Below are 23,607 nucleotides of genomic sequence, written 5' to 3' on the forward strand. Positions count from 1 at the left end.
GACGACGATTAGCGGATGAACAGCTTCTGGATCAGTTTCTGGATCGATTTGCCGTAGGGCGGGTAAATCAGCCTGGCGGCATTGAAGCGCTGTTTGATCAGCACGCCCTTGGCCTTGCTGAAGGTCAGGAAGCCTTCGTGGCCGTGGTAATGACCCATGCCCGACGGGCCGATGCCGCCGAACGGCATGTCGTCCTGCGCCACGTGCAGCAGGGTGTCGTTCAGGCACACGCCGCCGGAGTGGGTTTCGTGCAGCACGCGGTTCTGTTCGCGTTTGTCGTAGCCAAAGTAATAAAGCGCCAGAGGACGCGGGCGCTGATTGATGTAAGCAAACGCCTGATCCAGATCCTGATAAGGCACGATCGGCAGCAACGGGCCGAAGATTTCGTCCTGCATCACGGTCATCTCGTCAGTGACATTGAGCAGCAGGCTGTGCGGCATGCGCCGGCCCTGGCCCTGTTCGAACAGCGGGATCAGCAGCGCGCCCTTGCTCGTGGCGTCGCTGACATAACCGTTGAGCCGGGCCAGTTGGCGCTCGTTGATGATCGCGGTGTAGTCCGGGTTGTCGGCGAGGGTTGGATAGAAATTGTTCACCACCTGGCGATAGGCTTCGACGAACGCGCCGACGCGGTCTTGCGGCACCAGCACGTAATCGGGGGCGACGCAGGTCTGCCCGGCATTCAGGGTTTTACCGAAGGCGATGCGTTCGGCGGCGTCCTTGAGCGGCACGTCGCGGGAAACGATGGCCGGGGATTTGCCGCCCAGTTCGAGGGTCACCGGGGTCAGGTTTTCCGCCGCAGCGCGCATCACGTGTTTGCCGATGCTGGTGGCGCCGGTGAACAGCAGGTGATCAAAGCGCAGACGGGAAAACGCCACGCCGACATCGGCCTCGCCCAGCACCACGCAGACCAGATCTTCGGGGAAAATGCGCCCCAGCAGGGTCTTGAGCAACTGGCCGGTGGCGGGTGTCGATTCGCTGAGCTTGAGCATCACCCGGTTGCCCGCCGCCAGTGCGCCGACCAGTGGGCCGATGGCCAGATACAACGGGTAGTTCCACGGGACGATGATGCCGATTACGCCGAGCGGCTGATACACGACTTTCGCCGACGCCGGTTGAAAGGCCATGCCGACTTTGCGTCGCGACGACTTCATCCAGCCCTTGAGATGGCGGCTGGCGTAATGAATGCCGTGCAGGCTGGGCATCAGTTCGGCGAGCAGGGTTTCATCGGCGCTGCGATGACTGAAATCTGCGCTGATAGCGTCAATCAGGGCCTGGCGCTCATCGCTGAGCAACTCGCGCAACGCTTTGAGCCACTGCTGGCGCTGGTCTGCCGCTGGCATCGGGTTGGCGGCATAGGCGGCGCGCTGTGCCGCGAACAGCCGATCCAGCTCTTCCAGGGGCTGTTGCAGCGTTTGCAGATAAGCAATGTCGGCAGTCATCGTCGGCTCCGGATTTATTGTAGTGATGACGTTCTAGAGTCTATGCTCTAGAAAGTCAAATGACTTCCCGACACAGCTTTGTTTTATCCAGTTCCGGTTAGGTCGTAAGATGCCCCTCACCGCACTCTGAATTAAAGCTCAAGCCATGGCCCCACGAATAAAAACCAGCGAGCGCATCGTGCAGAACAGCCTCGAACTGTTCAATCAGCAGGGCGAACGCAGCATCAGCACCAATCACATTGCCGCGCATATGGAGATTTCTCCGGGCAATCTGTACTACCACTTCCCCAACAAGCAGGCGATCATCGCCGTGCTGTTCAGTGAGTACGAGACGCTTGTGGACAGCTTTCTGCGCCCGCCACAGGGGCGTGCCGCCACCGTCGAAGACAAGCGCTATTACCTCAAGGAGCTGCTGTCGGCGATGTGGGGCTACCGCTTTCTGCATCGCGATCTTGAGCACCTGCTCGACAGCGACCCGGACCTGGCCGCGCGCTACCGGCGCTTTTCCCAGCGCTGCGTGATCCAGGGCATGGCGATCTACGAGGGCTTCGTCGCCGCCGGCATTCTCAAGATGGATCGGGTGCAGATCGAATCCCTGACGATCAATGCCTGGATCATCCTCACCTCGTGGGTGCGCTTTCTGTGCACCACCCGGGAAAACTCCAACCACCTCAGCGAACAGGCCATCAAGCGTGGCGTGTATCAGGTGCTGGTGCTGGAAGCCGGATTCGTCACCGATCAGGCCCGTGAAGAGGTGAATGCCTTGTTCGACGAGTTCTACGTGCCGCTGGCTCAGGCCCTCGAGGAAGGGCGGTAACCCATTTCGAAGTCGCTCACAGGAGTCCGTTATGCCGATTGCGCAACTGCTCAGCCCGAATGCACTGGATGCCCGCAAGGAGCAGCCGGGGCTGGTGATTCTCGATTGTCGTTTTGCCCTCGAAGACCCAGACTACGGGCAGCGCAGCTATGCCGAAGGGCACATCGCCGGCGCCCACTTCGCCGACCTTGAGCGCGACCTCAGTGGCAAGGTGGTCAAAGGCGTCACCGGACGTCACCCGTTGCCTGAGCCTGCGGCGCTGATCGAGCGTCTGCAAGCCTGGGGCATCAATGCCGACAGCGATGTGGTTTTGTACGACGACGGCCCCGGTGCCTATGCGGCCCGCGCCTGGTGGTTGCTGGCGTGGCTGGGCAAGCGCGATGGCGTGTTCATTCTCGACGGCGGGCTGAAGGCCTGGCACGCGGCGGGTCTGCCGCTGAGTCTGGACGCGCCGTCGGTCAGCCGGGGCAACTTCAGCGGTCAGCCGGACATGAAACTGCTGCTGAGCGCCGAGCAATTGCAAAAGCGCCTCGGTCAGCCGTCCCTGACCCTGATCGACGCCCGGGCCTTGCCGCGCTTCAAGGGTGAGGTGGAGCCGATCGACCCGATTGCCGGGCACATTCCCGGCGCGCAATGCGCAGCGTTTACCGAAAACCTCGGCAGCGACGGACGCTTCCTGCCAGCAGAGCAGCTCAAGCAACGCTTTGCTGCGAAACTCGGCGAGCGTTCGCCTGCGGAACTGGTCGCCTATTGCGGCTCCGGGGTGACGGCGTGTCACAACCTGTTTGCGTTGTGCCTGGCGGGGTATCCGCTGGGTTCGCTGTATGCCGGGTCGTGGAGTGAGTGGATCAACGAGCCTTCCCGAGGCATCGCCACGGGCGAATAAAGTCACCAGCCCCCAATGTGGGAGCGGGCTTGCTCGCGAAAGCGGTGTGTCAGTCAACCATGATGTGTGCTGAAACACCGCTTTCGCGAGCAAGCCCGCTCCCACAGGGGTTAATCGTCGCTGACAGGTTGTCGGGCACTGCGATACGCCGCCGGCCCCACGCCATACACCTGCTTGAACTGCCGGCTCAGATGACTCTGGTCGGCAAAACCCAACTGCATGGCGACTTCCACCGGCAGGCAACCGTGCTGCAATAAACCCCGGGCCGTGGCGATGCGCTGCTGCATCAGCCAGGTGTGTGGCGGCATGCCGGTGGCGCGGCGGAACACCCGGGCGAAGTGGAAGGGCGACAGATTCACTGCGGCCGCCAGCTCTTCCAGCGACGGCGGCGCAGCGAGTTGCGCATGCAGCAGTTCCTTGGCCATTACCACCGCACGATGCTCCTTGCCCGGTTTACCGTTGATCTGCACCGCCGCATGCCGCTGCAACAGCAGCATCATCATCTCGCGCCACATCGTCTGCTGTTGCAGCGCGGTGGCCGGGCTTTCCAGCAAGCGATGCAACTGACAGAAACCGTTGACCAGATCCGGGTCGCGGTACAGCGTCGCGCCGAAGGCCGGCATCGGCGCGGTGGGCAGTTCCAGTTCTTCGAGCAGTGAAACGATCTGTCCGGTATCGGGATAAAACGCCCGGTACAGCCAGCCGTCCTCGGTGCCCTTGTGGCCGGTGTGCAATTCGTCCGGGTTGATCAACACCAGGGTGCCGCTGCCGGCCAGGTGCTCGGCGCCGCGATAGCGATAACGCTGGGCACCGGCCATGATCATGCCGATCACATAACCGTCGTGGACGTGCGGGGCGAAGCGATGCTCGATGTAGCGCGCCGACAGCAACTCGACCCCGGCCAGCGGTGCGGTTTGCCAGAATCGGATCGACTCGCCCTGATCGCTCATGACGTCACACGGGCCAGCCATTGCGGGATGCGCCGTTCCAGGTAGTAACCGGGCTGGCGCAACGTGCCATCGACAAAGCCGACATGCCCACCCTTGGCCTGCAGCTCGAACCGGGTGCTGGTGGACAGCTCCTCGGGCGTCGGCAGGCTGTGGGGAAACACGAACGGATCGTCAGCGGCCTGAATGATCAGGGTCGGGGTGCGGATTTCACCGAGAAAGTAGCGACTCGATGCCCGCCGATAGTAATCCTCGGCATCGGTAAAACCATGCAACGGCGCAGTGATCCGGCCATCGAAGTCCCAGAAGGTGCGCATGTTCTCCAGCGAACCGAGCGCCGCCAGAGCCGCCAGGCCATCCTCGCGTCCGTCATGCTGGAACTGGCGTTGCTTGTTCTTGATGTAGGCGACCATCTCGCGCATGAAGTGCGCCTGATAGACCTTGGAGAAGCCTTGGCCAATGCGGTCTGCACACTGATCAAGACGAAACGGCACCGACACCGCCACTGCACCGAGCACGCCGCTGTCGCTGCCGGTCTCGCCCAGATGCTTGAGCAACACATTGCCGCCGAGGGAATAACCGACCGCATACAGCGGCGCCAGCGGGCGCTTGGCGCGCAGGTGTCTGATGGCTTCGGCGAGGTCTTCGCTGGCGCCGGAGTGGTAACTGCGCGGCAGCAGGTTGGGTTCGCCGGAGCAACCGCGCCAGTTCAGCGCGACGCTGGCCCAGCCTTGTGCGGCGAGGGCGGCCTGAATTCCGGCGACGTAGGGCGAATTGGAAGAACCGGTCAGCCCGTGCAATACCAGCACCAGCGGCGCCTCGGCGCTGTGCGGGCCGTGCCAGTCGAGATCGAGAAAATCCCCGTCGTCCAGCCACAGGCGTTCACGCTCGCGATCAAGGTGGACGGTTTTGCGCCACAGCGGCCCCCACAAGGTTTGCAGGTGCGGATTGCCGAGGCCGAAGGCGGGGGTGAAGCGTTCTGAGGAAGCGGACACGATGGTTCTCGATGCAGCTTTGTGGGCAGAGTACGCACGCTTTTGTGGCGAGGGAGCTTGCTCCCGCTGGACTGCGCAGCAGGCCTCGCTTCTGAAAAAGGGGCCGCTACGCGACCCAGCGGGAGCAAGCTCCCTCGCCACAGATTTAGCGCAAGCTTTCAGTTAACCGGCGATCTCTGCCATACGTTGCCACAACGCGTAGTACACCCGCCCGGATTTCTGCTCGCGGTGCAGGCGCCAGTTGCCCGGCAGGCCCAGCGTCGAAGGCGCGGTCTCGCTTTCAGTGTAGATCCACGAATCCGGCGCCAGCCATTGGCGCTCTTCCAGCAGGGCGCAAACGGCCGGCAGCAGGTTCTGGTTGAACGGCGGATCGAGGAACACCAGATCAAACGGCGTGGCGACCTGGGTTTCCAGATAACGCAGCGCGTCCGCGGTTTGCACCTGACCGTTGGTGCAGCGCAGGGTGCCGAGGTGTTCCTTCAGGCTCGACACCGCTACGTGGCTGGCATCCAGCGCCTGACCCATGGCCGCGCCACGCGACAGTGCCTCGAGAAACAGCGCGCCGCTGCCGGCGAATGGATCCAGCACCTTGGCCCCGGCCACATACGGCGCGAGCCAGTTGAACAGGGTTTCGCGCACGCGGTCCGGTGTCGGGCGCAGGCCCGGTGCATCGGGGAAGCTCAGTTTGCGGCTGCGCCATTCGCCGCCGATGATGCGTAGCTGGTTCACACCGTTGTGAACGTTCTGCGCAGGTTTTTTAGGACGAGTAGCCATTAATGCTCCGGAACCCCGAGCGGTTGCTCGGCAGGTTTATCAGATGGGGCCGGTAACGGCTTTTGCGGCACGGTCGGGCCAGCGCTGACGATGACCAGTTTGTCCGTGCTCAGGTGTTTGTTCATCGCGTCTTTGACTTGCTCGACAGTCAGGCTCTGGGACTGACGCATGAAGTCATCCAGATAGCTCAGCGGCAGATTATAGAAGCCCATGGCGCCCAGTTGGCCGACGATATCGGCGTTGCTTGCGGTGGACAGCGGGAAGCTGCCGGCCAGTTCGCGTTTGGCGTCGTCGAGTTCTTTCTGGGTCGGGCCGCTCTTCAGGTAATCGGCGAGCACGTCCTGCACCAGTTTCAGCGTGCCTTCGCTCATTTCCGCGCGGGTTTGCAGGTTGATCATGAACGGGCCGCGAGCCTGCATCGGGCTGAAACCCGAGTACACGCCGTAGGTCAGGCCACGCTTCTCGCGCACTTCGCTCATCAGGCGGGTGCCGAAACCGCCGCCACCGAGGATCTGGTTGCCCATCGACAGCGCCGCGTAATCCGGGTCGTTACGGTCGATGCCCAGCTGCGCGAGCAGCAGGTTGGTCTGCTTCGACGGGAACTCGATGTGATTGACGCTGGCTTTCGGTTCCTGCGGCTGGGCGATTTTCGTCAGCGCCGGGCCTTTAGGCAGGGCGCCGGAGACCTGATTGGCAATCGCCTCGGCTTCGGCGCGAGACAAGTCACCGACCAGCGCGATCACCACGTTGCCGGCCGCGTAGGCCTTGGCGTGGAATTCACGCAGTTGCGCCAGAGTGATCTTCGGCACGCTCTGCGCATTGCCGTCACTGGAGTGCGCGTATGGGTGATCGCCGTACAAACGCTTCATCAGCTCGAGGCTGGCGAGTTTGCCGGGGTTCTGTTTCTGGTATTCGAAACCGGCGAGCATCTGGTTCTTGATGCGCGCGAAGGAGTCGGCCGGAAAGGTCGGTTTGCCCACCACTTCGGAGAACAGCTTCAGCGCCGGTTCACGTTGCTCGGCGGCACTCAGGCTGCGCAGCGAAGCCAGCGCCATGTCCTTGTAGGCGCCGTTGCCGAAATCCGCACCGAGGCCTTCGAAGCCTTGGGCGATGGCGCCGACGTCTTTGCCGGCCACGCCTTCGTTGAGCATGGCGTTGGTCAGGACTGCCAGGCCCGGTGCATTGCCGTCCTGACTGCTGCCGGCGGCGAAGATCAGGCGCATGTCGAACATCGGCAGCTCATGGGCTTCGACGAACAGCACCTTGGCGCCTTCGGCGGTGTTCCAGGTCTGCACGTCGAGCTTGCGGCTGGCAGGGGCCTTGCCGTCGAGTTCGGCCAGCGATTGCAGCTTCTGGCTGGTCTTGGCGTTGTCCAGTGCTTCGCTGGCGTCGGTTTTGACACCGGGCATCAGATAGAACGCGGCGGAGCCGATCACTGCAATGGCGATCAGGCCGAGCAACAGGCGTGGGGATTTGCGCTCACTCATGAGTCGTCTCCAGTGGCAGGACGTGGGCGACGCTGAGACGTTCGCGGGTGAAATACAGCTTGGCGGCGTTCTGGATGTCTTGCGGGGTCACGCTTTCCAGGTCAGCAAGTTCGGTATCCATCAACTTCCACGACAGTCCGACCGTTTCCAGTTGGCCAATGGCGGTGGCCTGACTGGTGATCGAATCACGTTCGAACACCAGACCAGCGATCACTTGTGCCCGCACGCGCTCGAGTTCTTCGGCGGACGGTGCGGTGGTTTTCAGCTGTTCCAGCAGTTTCCACAGACCGGCTTCAGCTTGCGCCATGGTCTTTTTCTTCTGGGTGTTCGGCGTCGCCGACAGGGTGAACAGGCTGTCGCCACGGGTGTAGGCGTCGTAGCTCGACGAACCGCCCGAGACCAACTCTTCACCGCGCTCCAGTTGCGTCGGGATGCGCCCGCTGTAGCCGCCGTCGAGCAGCGCCGAGATCAGGCGCAGGGCGTTGACCGAGCGCTTGTCTTCAGCAGTGGCAATGCTTGGCACGTTGAAGCCGAGCATCAGGCTGGGAAGTTGGGTCTGCACATGCAGGGTGATCTGGCGCTCACCCGGCTCGGCCAGTTCCAGCGGTTTCTTCGCCGGTGGCACGTCGCGCTTGGCAATCGGACCGAAGTAGCGTTGGGCGAGGGTCTTCACTTCATCGGGGGTGACGTCGCCGACCACTACCAGCGTGGCGTTGTTTGGCACATACCAGGACTGATACCAGTGGCGCAGCTCTTCGACCTTCATCCGATCGAGGTCGGCCATCCAGCCGATGGTCGGTGTGTGGTAGCCGCTGGCCGGGTAAGCCATCGCCTTGTAACGCTCGTAAGCCTTGGACATCGGCTTGTCGTCGGTGCGTAGGCGACGCTCTTCCTTGATGACTTCGATTTCCTTGGCGAACTCGTCAGCCGGCAGGCGCAGATTGGCCATGCGGTCGGCTTCCAGTTCGAACGCTACGCCCAGACGGTCGCGGGCCAGCACCTGGTAATACGCGGTGAAATCGTCGCTGGTGAAGGCGTTTTCTTCGGCGCCCAGGTCGCGCAGGATCAACGAGGCTTCGCCGGGGCCGACTTTCTCGCTGCCCTTGAACATCATGTGCTCGAGCGCGTGGGACAGGCCGGTCTGGCCCGGGGTTTCGTAGCTGGAGCCGACCTTGTACCAGACCTGCGACACCACCACCGGCGCGCGATGGTCTTCGCGCACGACGACCTTCAGGCCGTTGTCGAGGGTGAATTCGTGGGTCGGTTGCGGGTCGGCCGCCAAGGCCGAAAGGGGCAGGCAGACTGTGCTGAGCAGCAGGCCTGCAGCGCGGCGGGCTAGAGCATTCATTCGTTTTTTAACCTGTTGGGCTGCCCGCTTGGTCTTAGCGTCGGCGGGCGAGAGGGTGCTAGGATACTGATCCGTTTTACCGGCGACCACGCCTATCAGGTTTTCAGGCCTGATGCGGTTGTATAGGTTGGCGGCAGAAAGCTGCGGTTTATCGACTAGACTTCGCTTTTTCGCCGATTTTGCCGGTTTAGTCCTTCGTTAATACGAATCTTTGGGGTGCCGCTGGCACCTCGACAAAATGTTGCGCGTGAACAAGCTGGATGAAACACAGTCTGTTCTGCATCGAATATTTATTTGCCGGGGCGCCCTTATGGCGCGTCGCTACCGTGAGATAGCCGTCCTCCATGTTTGGTTCCAACGACGACAAGAAGACCCCAGCTGCGGCTGGCGAGAAGAAAAGCCTGTTCGGATGGCTGCGTAAGAAACCGCAGGAACCCGTCGTCGAACAGCCGCCCGCGATTCCTGAACCGGCTCCGACGCCAGCGCCTGCTGAAGAGCCGGCGCCGATCGTGCTGCCGATCGCCGAGCCGGTGCTGCAACCGGTCGAGCCCGAGCCAGAACCTGAAACCCCGGTGGCGGCCGAGCTGCCACTGACTCCGGCGGCCGAGCCGTGGCTGACCTTGCCGGTGGCGGAAGAACCGGTGGCCTTGGTCGAAGAGGCTGCGCCGCATGTGACGCCGCCGATTCCTGCACCTGCCGCGTTCGTCCCTGAAGTCGCTCCGGCGCCATTGGATGAGCCGGTTGTCGAGCCTGCGCCGGTTGTTCCCGAGCCAGTGACCCCGGTGGTCGTCGCCCCTGTTGCGCCGGTCGTTCAGCAGCCCGAGCCTGCACCTGCACCTGCACCTGCACCTGCACCGGTCGTCGCTGCTCCGGTGGTGCCGGTAGAAGTGGTTGCTGAAACGCCAGTGGAAGCCCCGCGCAGCGAAGAAACCAAAGTCGGCTTCTTCGCCCGCCTCAAGCAAGGCCTGTCGAAAACCAGCGCCAGCATCGGCGAGGGTATGGCCAGCCTGTTTCTCGGCCGTAAAACCATTGATGACGACCTGCTCGATGAGCTGGAAACCCGACTGCTGACCGCCGATGTCGGTGTCGAAGCCACCACGCAGATCATCCAGCGCCTGACCCAGAAGGTCGCCCGCAAAGAATTGGCCGACGCCGACGCGCTGTACAAGTCGTTGCAGGCCGAGCTGGCGGCGATGCTCAAGCCGGTCGAGCAGCCGCTGAAAATTGCCTCGCAGAACAAGCCGTTCGTGATTCTGGTGGTCGGCGTCAATGGCGCTGGCAAGACCACCACCATCGGCAAACTGGCGAAGAAGCTGCAACTGGAAGGCAAGAAAGTCATGCTCGCCGCCGGTGACACCTTCCGCGCCGCTGCCGTTGAGCAGCTGCAGGTCTGGGGCGAGCGCAACAAGATCCCGGTGATCGCCCAGCACACCGGCGCCGACTCTGCTTCGGTGATCTTCGACGCCGTGCAGGCCGCCAAGGCCCGTGGCATCGACGTGTTGATCGCCGACACCGCCGGTCGTCTGCACACCAAAGACAACCTGATGGAAGAGCTGAAGAAAGTTCGCCGGGTGATCGGCAAGCTCGACGCCGACGCACCGCACGAAGTGCTGCTGGTACTTGATGCCGGCACCGGTCAGAACGCGATCAACCAGGCCAAGCAATTCAACCAGACCGTCGAACTGACCGGCCTGGCGCTGACCAAGCTCGACGGTACCGCCAAGGGCGGGGTGATTTTCGCCCTGGCCAAGCAGTTTGGCCTGCCGATCCGCTACATCGGCGTCGGTGAAGGCATCGACGATCTGCGTACCTTTGAAGCCGAACCCTTTGTCCAGGCACTGTTTGCCGAACGGGAGCGTTCATGATTCGTTTCGAACAGGTCGGTAAACGCTACCCGAACGGTCACGTCGGCTTGCATGAGCTGAGCTTTCGAGTCCGTCGTGGCGAGTTTCTGTTTGTCACCGGTCACTCCGGTGCCGGTAAATCCACGCTGTTGCGCCTGTTGCTGGCGATGGAGCGTCCGACCAGCGGCAAACTGCTGCTGGCCGGGCAAGACCTGAGCACCATCAGCAACGCGCAGATTCCGTTCCTGCGTCGGCAGATCGGCGTGGTGTTCCAGAATCACCAGTTGCTGTTCGATCGCACGGTGTTCAACAACGTCGCGCTGCCGCTGCAGATTCTCGGCTTGTCCAAGGCCGAAATCGCCAAGCGCGTCGATTCGGCGCTGGAGCGCGTGGCGCTGTCGGATAAAACCGATCTGTACCCGGGCGACCTGTCCACCGGTCAGCAACAGCGCGTCGGCATCGCCCGCGCCATCGTCCACCGTCCGGCCCTGCTGCTGGCGGACGAACCGACCGGTAACCTCGACCCGCGTCTGGCGGCCGAGATCATGGGCGTGTTCGAAGACATCAACCGCTTGGGCACCAGCGTGCTGATCGCCAGTCACGACCTGGCCCTGATTGCGCGCATGCGCCACCGCATGCTGACTCTGCAACGCGGCCGACTGATCGGCGACGGGGAGGCCGGCGTATGAGTGCGACACGCAGTCCAAAGGTTTCCGAGCGCGTGGCCCCGAAAGCCGCCGACCCGCAACCGCCAAAGAAGAAAAAACACGACGATGACGACGGCCCGGACTTTTCCACCCTGTTGCGTTCGTGGATCGAAAGTCACCGTGCCAGCCTGCTCGACAGCCTGCGGCGCCTCGGCAAGCAGCCGATCGGCAGCTTCTTCACCTGCATGGTGATGGCCGTGGCGCTGAGCCTGCCGATGGGCTTGTCACTGCTGATCAACAACGTCGAGCGTCTCGGCGGTTCGTGGCAGCGTGCGGCGCAGATTTCGCTGTACCTGCAGCTGGATGCCACGCCCGCGCAGGGTGAATCGTTGCGCGAGCAGATCAAAGGCATGCCCGGCGTCGCTGATGCCGAATATGTCGGTCGTGATCAGGCGCTGGAAGAGTTTCAGCAGCAGTCCGGTCTGGGCGAAGCCCTGCGCGAGCTGCCGGAGAACCCGCTGCCGGGCGTGGTGCTGGTGACCCCGAACGAGGTCGACAAGCCGACTCTGGAAGCATTAAGACAAAAACTTTCCGAGCTGCCGAAGGTACAACAGGCGCAACTTGATCTAGTCTGGGTCGAGCGTCTGGCCGCCATCCTCAAGCTCGGTGATCGTTTCGTCTTCGGTCTGACGGTGCTTTTGGTGTCTGCATTACTTTTGGTGATAGGCAATACCATTCGTCTTCATATTGAAAACCGCCGCACAGAGATAGAAGTGATTAAACTCGTCGGCGGCACTGACAGCTATGTACGTCGCCCCTTCCTTTATATGGGCGCGTTGTATGGCTTCGGTGCGGGGGTTCTGTCCTGGGGTGTGCTGGCGTTCGGCCTGAACTGGCTGAACGACGCGGTGGTTGGACTGGCCGGCTTGTACGGCAGTGATTTCGCGCTGGCCGGAGTGCCAGTTGCCGACGGTCTGTCGCTCTTGCTTGGCGCGGTGCTGTTGGGTTATATCGGTGCATGGATTGCAGTCGCACGTCATCTCAGGGAGCTGGCGCCGAAGTAGAATCTTTTTTGCGCGTGATTGACCTTGCGGTTTTTTTGGGAACTTGTACTTGAATTCCTGGTCAATTTTTCGCAGTGCCGAGAGGCACGAGTATGTAAGTGGGAGGTTTTTTCGCATGACCAATTCTTTGCAACCTGCGTACGCGTTGGTTCCGGGTGCGAACCTGGAAGCCTATGTGCACACCGTCAACAGCATTCCATTGCTGACGCCGGAGCAGGAGCGTGAACTGGCCGAGAGTCTCTACTATGAGCAGGATTTGGGGGCGGCTCGGCAGATGGTGCTCGCCCACCTGCGATTTGTCGTACACATTGCCCGTAGCTATTCCGGCTACGGTCTGGCTCAGGCTGACCTGATCCAGGAAGGCAACGTCGGTCTGATGAAGGCGGTAAAACGCTTCAACCCGGAAATGGGTGTGCGTCTGGTGTCGTTCGCCGTGCACTGGATCAAGGCGGAAATTCACGAGTTCATCCTGCGCAACTGGCGCATTGTGAAGGTCGCGACCACCAAGGCCCAGCGCAAGCTGTTCTTCAACCTGCGCAGCCAGAAGAAACGTCTGGCGTGGCTGAACAATGAGGAAGTCCACCGTGTGGCGGAAAGCCTTGGCGTCGAACCACGTGAAGTGCGCGAGATGGAAAGTCGCCTGACTGGCCATGACATGGCCTTCGACCCGGCTGCAGAAGCTGACGACGACAGCGCTTTTCAGTCGCCGGCAAACTACCTGGAAGACCACCGGTACGACCCGGCGCGTCAACTGGAAGATGCCGACTGGAGCGACAACTCCAACCACAACCTGCACGAAGCGCTGGAAGTGCTGGACGAACGTAGCCGCGACATCCTCTACCAGCGCTGGCTGGCAGAAGAGAAAGCCACGCTGCACGACCTGGCGCAGAAGTACAACGTATCGGCCGAGCGGATCCGTCAGCTCGAGAAGAGCGCGATGAACAAGCTCAAATTGTCGATCGCCGCATAACCGGCGCTCAGGCAATAAAAAACGCCCCGATCAGCGATGATCGGGGCGTTTTTTTATGCGCCTATGTCAGGGCAGCATTAATCCCTGTGGGAGCTGGCTTGCCAGCGATGGCGTCGAGTCAGTCATGTAGATGGTGGCTGAACCACCGCTATCGCGGGCAAGCCCGCTCCCACAGGGATTTTCAGTGTCTACAAGAACAGTGAGGGCTATCGAGACCACGGCGCCCGGCGCGAATCATCAAGCCCCAGCAGGTAACTGGTCCCACCCAGCTGGCTCATCTGCTGGCGAATCCACCCGGCCCGGCGCGATACATAGGCCGTCGGATGGCTGGCGCTCCACACTCGCGGGTTAGGCAGCACCGCCGCCAGATAACTCGCCTGCTGACGCGACAGTGACTTGGCGCTGACACCAAAGTGATGGCGTGCTGCGGCTTCGGCACCAAACACCCCGTCATCCCACTCGACGCTGTTCAGGTAAACCTCAAGAATCCGCTGCTTGGGCCAGAACACTTCGATCAGTCCGGTAAACCAGGCTTCCAGGCCTTTGCGCAGATAGCTGCGCCCCGACCACAGAAACAGGTTTTTCGACACTTGTTGGCTCAAGGTGCTGGCACCGCGAATCGAACCGCCGAGTTCGTTGTGGGCCAATGCGGCCTGGATCGCGCCGAAGTCAAAGCCCCAGTGCTCGGGAAATTTCTGGTCTTCGCCGGCCATGACTGCGACCTTGAGGTCGTCGGAGATCTCGTCCCACGGCTTCCAGGTGCGCTGCAGGTCAATCGGCTCGCCGTCGACCCAGGATTCGATCTTGCGCTCGAGCATCAGCGCCGTGCCCGGCGGTGGCACGAAGCGAAACAGCAACACCAGCAATACACTGCCGCCCGCGAACCAGAGCAGGGCCTTCGTGAGACGACGCAAAAGTGAACGCAGCATAGAGATGGCTTGGCCGAACCGATAGAGCGGGCCATTATACAGACCCTGCCGAACGAGTCTGACTGGAGTTCCACATGCTGCGTGGCTTTCTGATGCTGGCCGCTTTCTTTGGTTTTACCGGTGTGGGCCTTGGCGCCTTCGCCGCTCATGGCCTGAAGAGCCGTCTGACCCCCGAGTATCTGGCGATTTTCCACACCGGCGTGACCTATCAACTGGTGCACACCCTGGCGCTGTTCGGCGTGGCGCTGCTGGCCACGCAGATTCAGGGGCGGCTGGTGACCTGGGCGGGTATTTCGTTCGCCGTCGGCATTCTGCTGTTCTCCGGGAGCCTGTATGTGCTGACCACCACAGGTATCAGCAAGCTCGGCATCATCACTCCGTTCGGCGGTCTGGCGTTTCTGGTTGGCTGGCTGTGTCTTGGACTTGCCGCCTGGCGCCTGCAGTAAACCGCTTGACGCTTGGTGCTGACCTTTAGGTCATGATCGGGCTAGAATGCCACCCCCTAAAAATGATGGCGGCCAGGCGCATGCGCATTCAGTTGAACGGCGAATCCCTTGAACTGCCCGACGGTGAAACCGTTGCGGCCCTGATTGCCCGTATGGACCTGACCGGTCGCCGGGTGGCAGTCGAACTCAATCTGGATATCGTCCCGCGCAGCCAGCATGCCGACACCGTGCTCAACGACGGCGACAACGTCGAAGTGGTGCACGCCATCGGCGGCGGCTGATCGCCGGCCCGCAAGGGCACAGAATTCTGCAAGACCCTCACCCCTAAAGAGGATTCCCCATGAGCATCGTTCGCAGCGACAAGCCTTTTGTTCTGGCCGGTCGTACTTACCAGTCGCGTTTGCTGGTCGGTACCGGCAAGTACCGTGACATGGAAGAAACCCGTCAGGCCATCGAAGCCTCGGGTGCCGAGATCGTCACCTTCGCCGTGCGCCGTACCAACCTCGGCCAGATCGAAGGCGAGCCGAACCTGCTCGAAGTGCTGTCGCCCGATCGCTACACCTTCCTGCCGAACACCGCCGGTTGCTACGACGCTATCGAGGCCGTGCGCACCTGCCGCCTGGCCCGTGAGCTGCTCGATGGTCACAACCTGGTGAAGCTGGAAGTGCTGGCCGACCAGAAAACCCTGTTCCCCAACGTGATCGAAACCCTCAAGGCCGCCGAAACGCTGGTCAAGGAAGGCTTCGACGTGATGGTTTACACCAGTGATGACCCGATCATCGCTCGCCAACTGGCGGAAATCGGCTGCATAGCGGTCATGCCGCTGGCCGGTCTGATCGGTTCCGGTCTGGGGATCTGCAACCCGTACAACCTGCAGATCATCCTCGAAGAAGCCAAGATTCCGGTGCTGGTGGATGCCGGTGTCGGTACCGCCTCCGACGCCACCATCGCCATGGAACTGGGCTGTGACGCGGTGCTGATGAACTCGGCCATCGCCCATGCTCAGCAACCGGTGATGATGGCCCAAGCCATGCAACACGCGATCGTCGCAGGCCGCTTGGCCTACCTCGCCGGCCGCATGCCGAAAAAACTCTATGCCAGCGCCTCTTCGCCGCTGGATGGTCTGATCAAGTAAGAGCCATTGATGACTGAATCGAACGACACGCCTATCCAGACGGAAGAGGGCGACGAGCGCCAACACCGCCGCATCAAGAGCTTCGTGATGCGCGCCGGGCGCATGACCGAAGGCCAGCAACGTGGTCTGGATCAGGGCGCGCCGCTGTACGTGCTGCCGCTGGCCGACGCGCCGGTGGATTACGATCAGGTGTTCGGCCGTTCGGCGCCGCGCTCGCTGGAGATCGGTTTCGGCATGGGCCACTCGCTGCTGGAAATGGCTGCGGCGGCGCCGGATCAGGACTTTATCGGTGTTGAAGTGCATCGTCCGGGTGTTGGCGCGCTGCTCAATGGCGTGCTGACTCAGGGCCTGACCAACCTGCGGGTTTACGATTGCGACGCGATTGAAGTGCTCAACCGCTGCATCGCCGACAACAGCCTCGATCGCCTGATGCTGTTCTTCCCGGATCCATGGCACAAGAGCCGTCACCACAAGCGTCGTATCGTTCAGGCGTCCTTCGCCGAACTGGTGCGCAGCAAGCTGAAGGTCGGCGGCATCCTGCACATGGCCACCGACTGGGAGCCGTACGCCGAGTACATGCTGGAAGTGATGAACGTCGCCCCGGGCTACCGCAACCTCGCCGAAGACGGCAAATGCGTACCGCGCCCGGCCGAACGGCCGATCACCAAGTTCGAACGCCGCGGCGAACGTCTTGGGCATGGCGTGTGGGATCTGAAGTTCGAGAAAATCTCCTAAGCATCACGCAAAACCCAATGTGGGAGCGGGCTTGCTCGCGAAAGCGGTGAATCATTCGACGTTGATGTTGATTGATACGACGCCTTCGCGAGCAAGCCCGCTCCCACAGTTGTTTTGTGTGCTCAGAAATTACAGGGTGGAAAGAAATCGAGCCGGCACCTGTTCTGTAAGCCAGACACCGTTTTCGGCCTGATAGAACTTGAAGCCCTGTTCTTCCATTTGTCGTGCGGCGACTTTCAGAATCACCACGGTGCCATAGCGCTGCCCGACGGCCGAAGCGGTGTCGATGTCTTGGGAAAGGTGCACGTGATGGCGTGATCCCGGAATCAGGCCTTGTTCTTTGATTGACTCAAGAAAGCGCGTCGCTGTGCCGTGATACAGCGTTTGCGGTGGCTGTTTCTGCTCGAACTGCAAATCCACGCTTTTCGTTGAGTGGCCCTGAACCGCACGAATCAGTTGGCCGTCCTCGGAAATCGAGAAGCGCTTCTTGTCGCTACTTGTCACGACCGCTTCAATCAGTTGGCGATCCAGTTTACGACCGTCACGCGCGGCGCCGCTGATCAGCGCGTCGATATTTGCCCAGCCTTCAGAGTCCAGCGTCAGACCGATCGCCTGAGGTTCGTGGCGCAATACGAAGCTGAGAAATTTGCTTGTCTCGTCCAACAGTTTTTTGCTCATGAACTTCCCTGTCATTGCGATCAACTGTGGGAGCGGGCTTGCTCGCGAAAGCGGTGAATCATTCAACGTTGATGTTGACTGATATCACGCCTTCGCGAGCAAGCCCGCTCCCACAGTGGTTTTGGGGTATTTGCAGAATCAGCGGCGGTCAGCGACTACGCCGATAAGCACCAGCACCACCAGCAGCACCGGTGCCAGGCTGTAGTTGTTGAACTGGCTCAGGCCCTTGACCACCCACGGCGTCGCATAGATCAGCGCGGCGCCGCTGCCGATTACGCACAGCAGGGCCATCAGTGGTACGCGCAGGGCGCCGGCGATGCTGCCCAGACGCTGCTCGACCCAGCCTTTGAAGTCGGCGCCGAACAGCACCAGCAGGCAGCCCACCAGGGCCAGGGCGATTTCCGAGAGGTTGCTGCGGCTCCAGCGGGACACGGTGGCGAGCAGGTCGAGTATCAAATCCATGCGGTTTTCCTTAGGGCAGCCGTTTGAGGTGGGCTCAGCTCAGAAATTTCTGCAGCAAGTCGTTGAGAAACAGTTGTCCGCGCTCGGTGGCCGCCAGACGTGACGGTTCGACCTGCATCAGGCCACTTTGTTCGGCCTCGCGGCGGTGTTCGGCGAGACTTTCCAGCGGCAGGCCGGTGCGTTCGGGATACAGGCGTGATTCCACCCCGGCAGTCAGGCGCAGGGCGTTCATCAGGAACTCGAACGGCATCTCGTCGTTGGTCAGGGCTTTCTCGCCGGCCTGGAAACTCTTGGCTGGGTTGAGATAGTCCTTCGGCAGGCGTGTCTTCCAGGTGCGGACGATGCGCCCGTCCGGATGACTGAGCTTGCCGTGGGCGCCAGCACCGATGCCGATGAAGTCGCCGAAACTCCAGTAATTGAGGTTGTGCCGCGCCGGCCGCCCGGGCTGGGCGTAGGCCGAGACTTCGTATTGCGCGTAACCGTGCGCGGCCAGCAGCGCTTGTCCGGCTTCTTGAATGTCCCACAGCGTGTCGTCTTCCGGCAGCACCGGCGGCTGGTTCCAGAACACCGTGTTCGGCTCGAGTGTCAGCTGATACCAGGAGATGTGCGTCGGTTTCAGTTCGATGGCCTGACGCAGGTCGCTCAAGGCATCGTCCAGCGACTGATCGGGCAGGCCGTGCATCAAGTCGAGGTTGAAGTTATCGAACCCGGCCTGACGCGCCATACCTGCCGCGCGCACCGCTTCGTCGCCGTTATGGATGCGCCCGAGCGCTTCGAGTTTCTGCTGCTGGAAGCTCTGAATGCCGATCGATAGGCGATTGATCCCGAGCTTGCGATACGCAACGAACTTCTCTTGCTCGAAGGTGCTGGGATTGGCTTCCAGGGTGATCTCGATGTCGTGGGCGAACGGGATGCGCTGCTCGACGCCTTTGAGCAAGCGCCCGAGCGCGTCGGCGCTGAACAGACTCGGCGTACCGCCACCGAAGAAGATCGAACTGATTTCACGGCCATACACCGCGTGCAGGTCCTGATCGAGATCGGCCAGCAACGCGTCGACGTATTCCTCTTCCGGTAGCACCGGGCTGGCGGTGTGCGAGTTGAAATCGCAATACGGGCATTTGCGCACACACCACGGGATGTGGATGTACAGCGCCAGAGGCGGCAGCGTAGGCAGCGGCGCCCGAGGCGAAGAGGCGGCGCCGCCGATGATCAGCGACGACGCGGGGTGGCTGTCGGTCATTTCAGGCCCAGACGCTGGCGCAGCAGATCCATTGCACGGGCGCGGTGGCTGATCTGGTTCTTGTCGGCCGGGCTCAGTTCGGCGCTGGACATTTCACGCTCCGGCACCCAGAACAGCGGGTCGTAGCCGAAACCGTGCTCGCCGCTGGCGGCGGTCAGGATGCGCCCGTGCCACAGGCCTTCGCAGAGGATCGGCAGCGGATCATCGGCATGCCGCACCAGTGCCAGCACGCAGACGAACTGCGCGCCGCGCTCGGCTTGCGGCACGTCTTTGAGGGCCTCGAGCAGTTTGGCGTTGTTCGCCGCATCGCCCTTGCCGTCGGCATAGCGCGCCGAGTAGATGCCCGGTGCACCGCCGAGGAAATCCACCGCCAGACCGGAATCGTCGGCCAGCGCCGGCAGGCCGGAGATGCGCGCGGCATTGCGCGCCTTGAGGATCGCGTTCTCGACGAACGACAGACCGGTTTCCTCCGGTTCGACCTTGCTCCATTCGCCGATCGAGCGCAGTTGCACCGAGTCGCCGAGCATGGCCTGGAGTTCCTTGAGTTTGCCGGCGTTATGGCTGGCCAGTACGAGTTGCGTGAGGTTCATCATTCGCCGGGAAAGAGTTCTTGGTTGAAGTTGATGGTGTTGATCTTGTCACCGTTCTGCACCTTGATTTCAAAGGTGCGGGTTTCCTGCTGCTCCACCGGGTACTGGGCGATGTAGTAGATCGCGCCCTGTTCGGTGACCTGGCGGAAGTTCAGCGGCACGCTCTGGCTGGTCAGGTCTTTGACCGTGCCGGTGACGTTGGCGATCAGCGGTTTGCCGTCCTTGATCACCGAGACGTTGATCACGCCCTGGTTCTTGCTGCGGATCAGCTCGGCTGCTTTGGCGATGTCGGGTGTCAGGAAGGTCGAGTTGAAAGTGTTGTAGTGCACGGTAACGTCGCCGAACACTTCCTTGCGTTCGCCCTTGATGGCATCGGCGGCCACCGCCGACAGACTCAGGCAGGCGGCCAATAGCACAGTAATCAAGCGACCCATGATCGTTCTCCTCGAAATGTCGTGGTTCAGACCGCGACCCGATGATCTGCAAGCACCGGGCTGCTGACGCGGTAGATACCAATCTCACCTAACAGATTAGGCCATAGCTTACTGGCCCACCCGTGACGGTGCTGTTGATCCACGGCAAGCCGATCAATGACCTTCGCATCACGTTCGCGACAAAGTTCTTCAAAGTCTTCGAAGGTGCAGAAGTGAATGTTCGGCGTGTTGTACCAGGTGTACGGCAGAAACTCCGACACCGGCATCCGGCCCTTGCTTGCCAGATACCAGCGGCAGCGCCAGTGCCCGAAGTTGGGGAAGGTGATGATGCACTGACGACCGACCCGCAGCATCTCGTCGAGGATCTTGTCCGGGTAGTGCACGGCTTGCAGGGCCTGGGTCATGACGACGATGTCGAAACTGTTGCTGGCGAAGTTGCCCAGCCCCTTGTCCAGGTCCTGCTCGATGACGTTGATGCCCTTGGCCACGCACTCGGCGATGTTGTCGGCGTCGTTTTCCAGGCCATAACCGGTGACGTTCTTGTTGTCGCGCAGCCAGGTCAGCAACTCGCCGTCGCCGCAACCGAGGTCGAGCACGCGGCTGCCAGCGGGGATCCATTCCTGGATGATTTCCAGATCAGCTCTCATGGCTTGTTCACACCGTAATTCGGTTCATGTAATTGCCGAACGCCTGCAAATAGCGCGGGATCGGAATCAGGAAGGCGTCGTGGCCCTGTGGCGCGTCGATTTCCAGATAGCTGACGTCTTTGCGTGCCGCCATCAGCGCGTCCACCAGCTCCCGCGAGCGGGCCGGGGAGAAGCGCCAGTCGGTGGTGAACGACATCACGCAGAACTTGGCGGTGGCGTTTTCGAAAGTTTTCGCCAGGTTATCGTCGAAGTTCGCCGCCGGATCGAAGTAGTCCAGTGCCTTGGTCATCAACAGATAGGTATTGGCGTCGAAACGCCCGGAGAACTCTTCACCCTGATAGCGCAGGTAGCTTTCGACCTGGAACTCGACGCTGTGGAAGTCGTAGTTGAGCTTTTCGCTCTTCAGGCCGCGGCCGAATTTTTCGCCCATCGAGTCGTCGGACAGGTAGGTGATGTGCCCGACCATCCGCGCGAGCATCAGCCCGCGCTTGGGGATCACACCTTGTTCCTGGAACGAACCGCCGTGGAACTCCGGGTCGGTGAGGATCGCCTGGCGCGCCACTTCGTTGAAGGCGATGTTCTGCGCCGACAGCTTGGGGGCCGAGGCGATGGCCAGGCAGTGGCGCACGCGATCCGGGTAGGTGATGGTCCACTGCAGCGCCTGCATGCCGCCCAGGCTGCCGCCGATGACGGCGGCGAACTGACGAATGCCGAGCAGGTCCGCCAGACGCGCCTGACTGTGCACCCAGTCTTCCACGGTGAGCACCGGGAAGTCCGCGCCGAACGGCTTGCCGGTCTCCGGGTTGATACTGCTCGGGCCGGTGGAGCCGTTGCAGCCGCCCAGATTGTTCAGGCTGACCACGAAGAACTTGTTGGTGTCGATCGGTTTGCCCGGGCCGATGCAACTGTCCCACCAACCGGGCTTGCGGTCGTCGGGGCTGTGATAGCCGGCAGCGTGATGATGACCAGACAAGGCGTGGCAGATCAGCACGGCGTTGCTCGCCTGCGCGTTCAGCGTGCCATAGGTTTCGTAGATCAGGTCGTAGGCGGGCAGCGAACGGCCACAGGCCAGGGCCAGAGGTTCACTGAAGTGCGCCGTTTGCGGCGTCACCAGACCAACAGAATCGGGGGGAAAGGCAGCTGGCATCGACCCTGCTCTCGTTGAAATGAGGCGTAAGTCTAAAGACCGGGGGGGTTAGCGGCAAGCAACGTTGGGGCCTGATCGTTGATTGAGCGAAGTCCTTGTGGTGAGGGGATTTATCCCCGATGGCTGCGTAGCAGCCCTGTCATCTTTGGCCGTGCCGGAAGAATGGGGTAGGCAACAACAAGGGGGCCGCTTCGCGACCCATCGGGGATAAATCCCCTCACCACAGTGGATCAGGCTGGACGCACCAGATCAGGCAACTCCGGCAGCTTCTTCGGCGAACAGATCTTCACCCGTTTCTGCCGGTTCAACTCGCCGCTGAGCAAACTGACCTGGCTTTTGGAAACCCCAAACGCCTTGGCCAGAAAGCCCATCAGATACGCATTGGCCTTGCCCTCGACCGGCGGCGCGGTGAGGCGGATCTTCAGGCGGTCACCGTGCAGCCCGGCGAAATCATCGCTGCGGGCTGCCGGTTGCAGATGACATTCGAGGATCAGATCGTCGCCGTCCCAGCGAAACCAGCTCACATCAGCAGGCGCAGGATGTCCGGCATCATGGTCATCGCCGCCAGATTGTTGATCACCAGCATGTCGATCAGCTTCAGCGCCAGGAAGGCGAAAATCGGCGACAGGTCCAGACCGCCGAGGTTCGGCAGAATCTTGCGGAACGGTGCCAGCGCCGGCTCGCAGATCTGGTTCACCAGTTCAGCGCCCGGGTTGTGGCTGCCCGGGGCGACCCACGACAGGATCACGCTGATGATCAGGGCGAAGAAGAAGATCTTCAGGAACAGCGCGGTCACGCCGATGATCGACCAGATGAACAGTTGCAGCGGGTTGCCGGTGGTGCCGTAGGTCAGCAGCAGGGTCAGGGCCATCAGGGCCAGTTGCACCAGAATCGCCAGCACCAGCGACGACATGTCGAGGCCGAAGATGCTCGGGATGATCCGGCGCAGTGGTTTGAGCAGCGGCTGGGTAGCCTTGACCACGAACTGGCACAGCGGGTTGTAGAAGTTCGCGCGCACCAGTTGCAGGACGAAGCGCAGCAGCACGATCAGCAGGTACAGACTGCCGAGGGTTTGCAGCACGTAAACCGCTGCGGTGTTCAATCCAATCATGTAAGGCTCCTTATTTGCCCAGTTGTTCGGCCATTTCGGCCGAGCGGTGCGCGGCGGCGGCGAGTGCTTTTTCTACCAGGGCTTCGAAGCCGTTAGCCTGGAATGATTTGATCGCGGCCTCTGTGGTGCCGTTTGGCGAGGTCACGCGGCGGCGCAGTTCGGCAGCGTCGACATCGCTGGATACCGCCATGTGCGCGGCGCCCAGAGCCGTTTGCAGGGTCAGTTGCTCGGCGATTTCCTTTGGCAGGCCGAGTTTGACGCCAGCGGCGGTCATCGCTTCGATCAGCAGGAAGAAGTACGCCGGGCCGGAGCCGGAGACGGCGGTCACGGCATCGAGTTGCTGCTCTTCGTCCAGCCACAGCGCAATGCCCACGGCGGACAGCAGCTCTTCAGCCTGCTGACGCTGTTCGGCAGTCACTTCGCTGGTGGCGTACAAACCGCTGACGCCCTGACGCAGCAGCGCCGGGGTGTTGGGCATGCAGCGCACGATCGGCTGCTCGCCGAGCCATGCGGTCATGCTCGCGCAAGTGATGCCGGCGGCGATCGACACCACCAGTTGCTGCGGCTTCAGGCTGGGACGGATGGCTTCGCACACGGCTTTCATCGCCTGTGGCTTGACCGCCAGTACGATCACGTCGACGCCGTCGATGGCCTGGGCGTTGTCGGCGAAGGTTTCGATGCCGTGTTCGGCGCCGACGCGTTGGCGGGTCTCTTCGCCCGGATCGCTGGCGCGAATCTGGCTGGCTTGCAGACCCTTGGCCCGCAGGCCGCCGATCAGGCTGGCGGCCATGTTGCCGGCACCGATAAAGGCAATGCGTGTGTTGCTCATGTCAGG

27 protein-coding genes are annotated in these 23,607 nt (G+C 61.7%); 10 read left to right on the plus strand and 17 right to left on the minus strand.

Annotation, left to right across the window (positions count from 1 at the left end; genetic code table 11):
* Positions 1 to 8: 8 nt before the first annotated feature.
* Entirely contained in the window at positions 9 to 1,439 is a 1,431-nt protein-coding gene (locus tag ACM6I7_RS14225) for a coniferyl aldehyde dehydrogenase (RefSeq protein WP_414888762.1), read from the minus strand.
* 145 nt (positions 1,440 to 1,584) lie between these two features.
* On the opposite strand from ACM6I7_RS14225, the gene ACM6I7_RS14230 reads away from it, so the two are divergent.
* Complete coding sequence (locus ACM6I7_RS14230) at positions 1,585 to 2,256, plus strand: TetR/AcrR family transcriptional regulator (protein WP_027610562.1); 672 nt, start codon at positions 1,585 to 1,587, stop codon at positions 2,254 to 2,256.
* A gap of 31 nt (positions 2,257 to 2,287) precedes the next feature.
* Positions 2,288 to 3,142, plus strand: coding sequence for a sulfurtransferase (locus tag ACM6I7_RS14235; protein ID WP_414888763.1), 855 nt, complete (start codon positions 2,288 to 2,290; stop codon positions 3,140 to 3,142).
* Positions 3,143 to 3,252: 110 nt separating this feature from the next.
* Here the strand turns inward: ACM6I7_RS14235 and ACM6I7_RS14240 are convergent, their stop codons facing one another.
* The 5 genes from ACM6I7_RS14240 to ACM6I7_RS14260 form a co-directional block, all read right to left on the minus strand.
* The gene (locus ACM6I7_RS14240; RefSeq protein WP_135296958.1) at positions 3,253 to 4,092 is read right to left on the minus strand and encodes an AraC family transcriptional regulator; all 840 of its coding nucleotides are present in this window, start codon (positions 4,090 to 4,092) and stop codon (positions 3,253 to 3,255) included.
* Positions 4,089 to 5,084 carry a hydrolase gene (locus ACM6I7_RS14245; RefSeq protein ID WP_414888764.1) on the minus strand — a complete coding sequence of 332 codons (996 nt, stop codon included), beginning with the start codon at positions 5,082 to 5,084 and terminating at the stop codon, positions 4,089 to 4,091. Before ACM6I7_RS14245 ends, ACM6I7_RS14240 begins: the two co-directional genes overlap by 4 nt.
* Positions 5,085 to 5,246: 162 nt before the next feature.
* The gene (gene rsmD, locus ACM6I7_RS14250; protein WP_330205865.1) at positions 5,247 to 5,858 is read right to left on the minus strand and encodes a 16S rRNA (guanine(966)-N(2))-methyltransferase RsmD; all 612 of its coding nucleotides are present in this window, start codon (positions 5,856 to 5,858) and stop codon (positions 5,247 to 5,249) included.
* Entirely contained in the window at positions 5,858 to 7,345 is a 1,488-nt protein-coding gene (locus tag ACM6I7_RS14255) for a M16 family metallopeptidase (protein ID WP_414888765.1), read from the minus strand. Before ACM6I7_RS14255 ends, rsmD begins: the two co-directional genes overlap by 1 nt.
* A complete protein-coding gene (locus ACM6I7_RS14260; protein ID WP_025112091.1) occupies positions 7,338 to 8,693 on the minus strand; it encodes a M16 family metallopeptidase in 1,356 nt (451 codons plus the stop codon). Before ACM6I7_RS14260 ends, ACM6I7_RS14255 begins: the two co-directional genes overlap by 8 nt.
* Positions 8,694 to 9,037: 344 nt before the next feature.
* On the opposite strand from ACM6I7_RS14260, the gene ftsY reads away from it, so the two are divergent.
* The 4 genes from ftsY to rpoH all read left to right on the plus strand — a co-directional run bounded on the left by ftsY (position 9,038) and on the right by rpoH (position 13,218).
* Positions 9,038 to 10,558 carry a signal recognition particle-docking protein FtsY gene (gene ftsY / locus ACM6I7_RS14265; protein ID WP_414888766.1) on the plus strand — a complete coding sequence of 507 codons (1,521 nt, stop codon included), beginning with the start codon at positions 9,038 to 9,040 and terminating at the stop codon, positions 10,556 to 10,558.
* Positions 10,555 to 11,226: a cell division ATP-binding protein FtsE gene (gene ftsE / locus ACM6I7_RS14270; RefSeq protein ID WP_003229148.1), complete on the plus strand. Its 672-nt coding sequence runs from the start codon at positions 10,555 to 10,557 to the stop codon at positions 11,224 to 11,226. The genes ftsY and ftsE overlap by 4 nt, the downstream gene beginning before the upstream one ends.
* Positions 11,223 to 12,248, plus strand: a complete 1,026-nt coding sequence (ftsX, locus tag ACM6I7_RS14275; protein ID WP_007964135.1) for a permease-like cell division protein FtsX — start codon at positions 11,223 to 11,225, stop codon at positions 12,246 to 12,248. Before ftsE ends, ftsX begins: the two co-directional genes overlap by 4 nt.
* 115 nt (positions 12,249 to 12,363) lie before the next feature.
* Entirely contained in the window at positions 12,364 to 13,218 is an 855-nt protein-coding gene (rpoH, locus tag ACM6I7_RS14280) for an RNA polymerase sigma factor RpoH (protein WP_003229146.1), read from the plus strand.
* Positions 13,219 to 13,424: 206 nt separating this feature from the next.
* Here the strand turns inward: rpoH and mtgA are convergent, their stop codons facing one another.
* Complete coding sequence (gene mtgA / locus ACM6I7_RS14285) at positions 13,425 to 14,147, minus strand: monofunctional biosynthetic peptidoglycan transglycosylase (RefSeq protein WP_414888767.1); 723 nt, start codon at positions 14,145 to 14,147, stop codon at positions 13,425 to 13,427.
* Between the two features lie 74 nt (positions 14,148 to 14,221).
* On the opposite strand from mtgA, the gene ACM6I7_RS14290 reads away from it, so the two are divergent.
* The 4 genes from ACM6I7_RS14290 (at position 14,222) to trmB (ending at position 16,463) form a co-directional block, all read left to right on the plus strand.
* Positions 14,222 to 14,593: a DUF423 domain-containing protein gene (locus ACM6I7_RS14290; protein ID WP_003229144.1), complete on the plus strand. Its 372-nt coding sequence runs from the start codon at positions 14,222 to 14,224 to the stop codon at positions 14,591 to 14,593.
* A gap of 80 nt (positions 14,594 to 14,673) precedes the next feature.
* Positions 14,674 to 14,874 (plus strand): sulfur carrier protein ThiS, encoded by a 201-nt coding sequence (gene thiS, locus ACM6I7_RS14295; protein WP_027610571.1) that lies wholly within the window; start codon positions 14,674 to 14,676, stop codon positions 14,872 to 14,874.
* Positions 14,875 to 14,933: 59 nt separating this feature from the next.
* Entirely contained in the window at positions 14,934 to 15,728 is a 795-nt protein-coding gene (locus tag ACM6I7_RS14300; protein WP_007964131.1) for a thiazole synthase, read from the plus strand.
* A 9-nt stretch (positions 15,729 to 15,737) separates the two neighbouring features.
* Complete coding sequence (gene trmB, locus ACM6I7_RS14305; RefSeq protein WP_047297147.1) at positions 15,738 to 16,463, plus strand: tRNA (guanosine(46)-N7)-methyltransferase TrmB; 726 nt, start codon at positions 15,738 to 15,740, stop codon at positions 16,461 to 16,463.
* A 129-nt stretch (positions 16,464 to 16,592) separates the two neighbouring features.
* Here the strand turns inward: trmB and ACM6I7_RS14310 are convergent, their stop codons facing one another.
* From ACM6I7_RS14310 to proC, 10 genes are all read right to left on the minus strand, one after another.
* Positions 16,593 to 17,141, minus strand: coding sequence for an RNA 2'-phosphotransferase (locus ACM6I7_RS14310; protein WP_414888768.1), 549 nt, complete (start codon positions 17,139 to 17,141; stop codon positions 16,593 to 16,595).
* A 138-nt stretch (positions 17,142 to 17,279) separates the two neighbouring features.
* Complete coding sequence (locus ACM6I7_RS14315) at positions 17,280 to 17,603, minus strand: DUF3392 domain-containing protein (RefSeq protein WP_003229134.1); 324 nt, start codon at positions 17,601 to 17,603, stop codon at positions 17,280 to 17,282.
* A gap of 34 nt (positions 17,604 to 17,637) precedes the next feature.
* On the minus strand, positions 17,638 to 18,843 hold the full coding sequence (gene hemW, locus ACM6I7_RS14320; RefSeq protein WP_414888769.1) for a radical SAM family heme chaperone HemW: 1,206 nt from the start codon (positions 18,841 to 18,843) through the stop codon (positions 17,638 to 17,640).
* Positions 18,840 to 19,436: an RdgB/HAM1 family non-canonical purine NTP pyrophosphatase gene (gene rdgB / locus ACM6I7_RS14325; protein WP_097088966.1), complete on the minus strand. Its 597-nt coding sequence runs from the start codon at positions 19,434 to 19,436 to the stop codon at positions 18,840 to 18,842. Before rdgB ends, hemW begins: the two co-directional genes overlap by 4 nt.
* Positions 19,433 to 19,867 (minus strand): DUF4426 domain-containing protein, encoded by a 435-nt coding sequence (locus tag ACM6I7_RS14330; protein ID WP_027610575.1) that lies wholly within the window; start codon positions 19,865 to 19,867, stop codon positions 19,433 to 19,435. The genes rdgB and ACM6I7_RS14330 overlap by 4 nt, the downstream gene beginning before the upstream one ends.
* Before the next feature lie 26 nt (positions 19,868 to 19,893).
* A complete protein-coding gene (gene metW, locus ACM6I7_RS14335; protein WP_003229126.1) occupies positions 19,894 to 20,514 on the minus strand; it encodes a methionine biosynthesis protein MetW in 621 nt (206 codons plus the stop codon).
* Between the two features lie 7 nt (positions 20,515 to 20,521).
* A complete protein-coding gene (gene metX / locus ACM6I7_RS14340) occupies positions 20,522 to 21,661 on the minus strand; it encodes a homoserine O-succinyltransferase MetX (protein ID WP_083367664.1) in 1,140 nt (379 codons plus the stop codon).
* A 230-nt stretch (positions 21,662 to 21,891) separates the two neighbouring features.
* Complete coding sequence (locus ACM6I7_RS14345) at positions 21,892 to 22,185, minus strand: DUF167 domain-containing protein (RefSeq protein WP_096795761.1); 294 nt, start codon at positions 22,183 to 22,185, stop codon at positions 21,892 to 21,894.
* Positions 22,182 to 22,772: a YggT family protein gene (locus ACM6I7_RS14350; RefSeq protein WP_096795760.1), complete on the minus strand. Its 591-nt coding sequence runs from the start codon at positions 22,770 to 22,772 to the stop codon at positions 22,182 to 22,184. The genes ACM6I7_RS14345 and ACM6I7_RS14350 overlap by 4 nt, the downstream gene beginning before the upstream one ends.
* 10 nt (positions 22,773 to 22,782) lie before the next feature.
* Positions 22,783 to 23,601, minus strand: a complete 819-nt coding sequence (gene proC, locus ACM6I7_RS14355) for a pyrroline-5-carboxylate reductase (protein ID WP_414888770.1) — start codon at positions 23,599 to 23,601, stop codon at positions 22,783 to 22,785.
* Positions 23,602 to 23,607: the final 6 nt, after the last annotated feature.

This window comes from Pseudomonas sp. IT-93MI4, assembly GCF_949767635.1.
Taxonomy (GTDB): domain Bacteria; phylum Pseudomonadota; class Gammaproteobacteria; order Pseudomonadales; family Pseudomonadaceae; genus Aquipseudomonas; species Aquipseudomonas putida_A.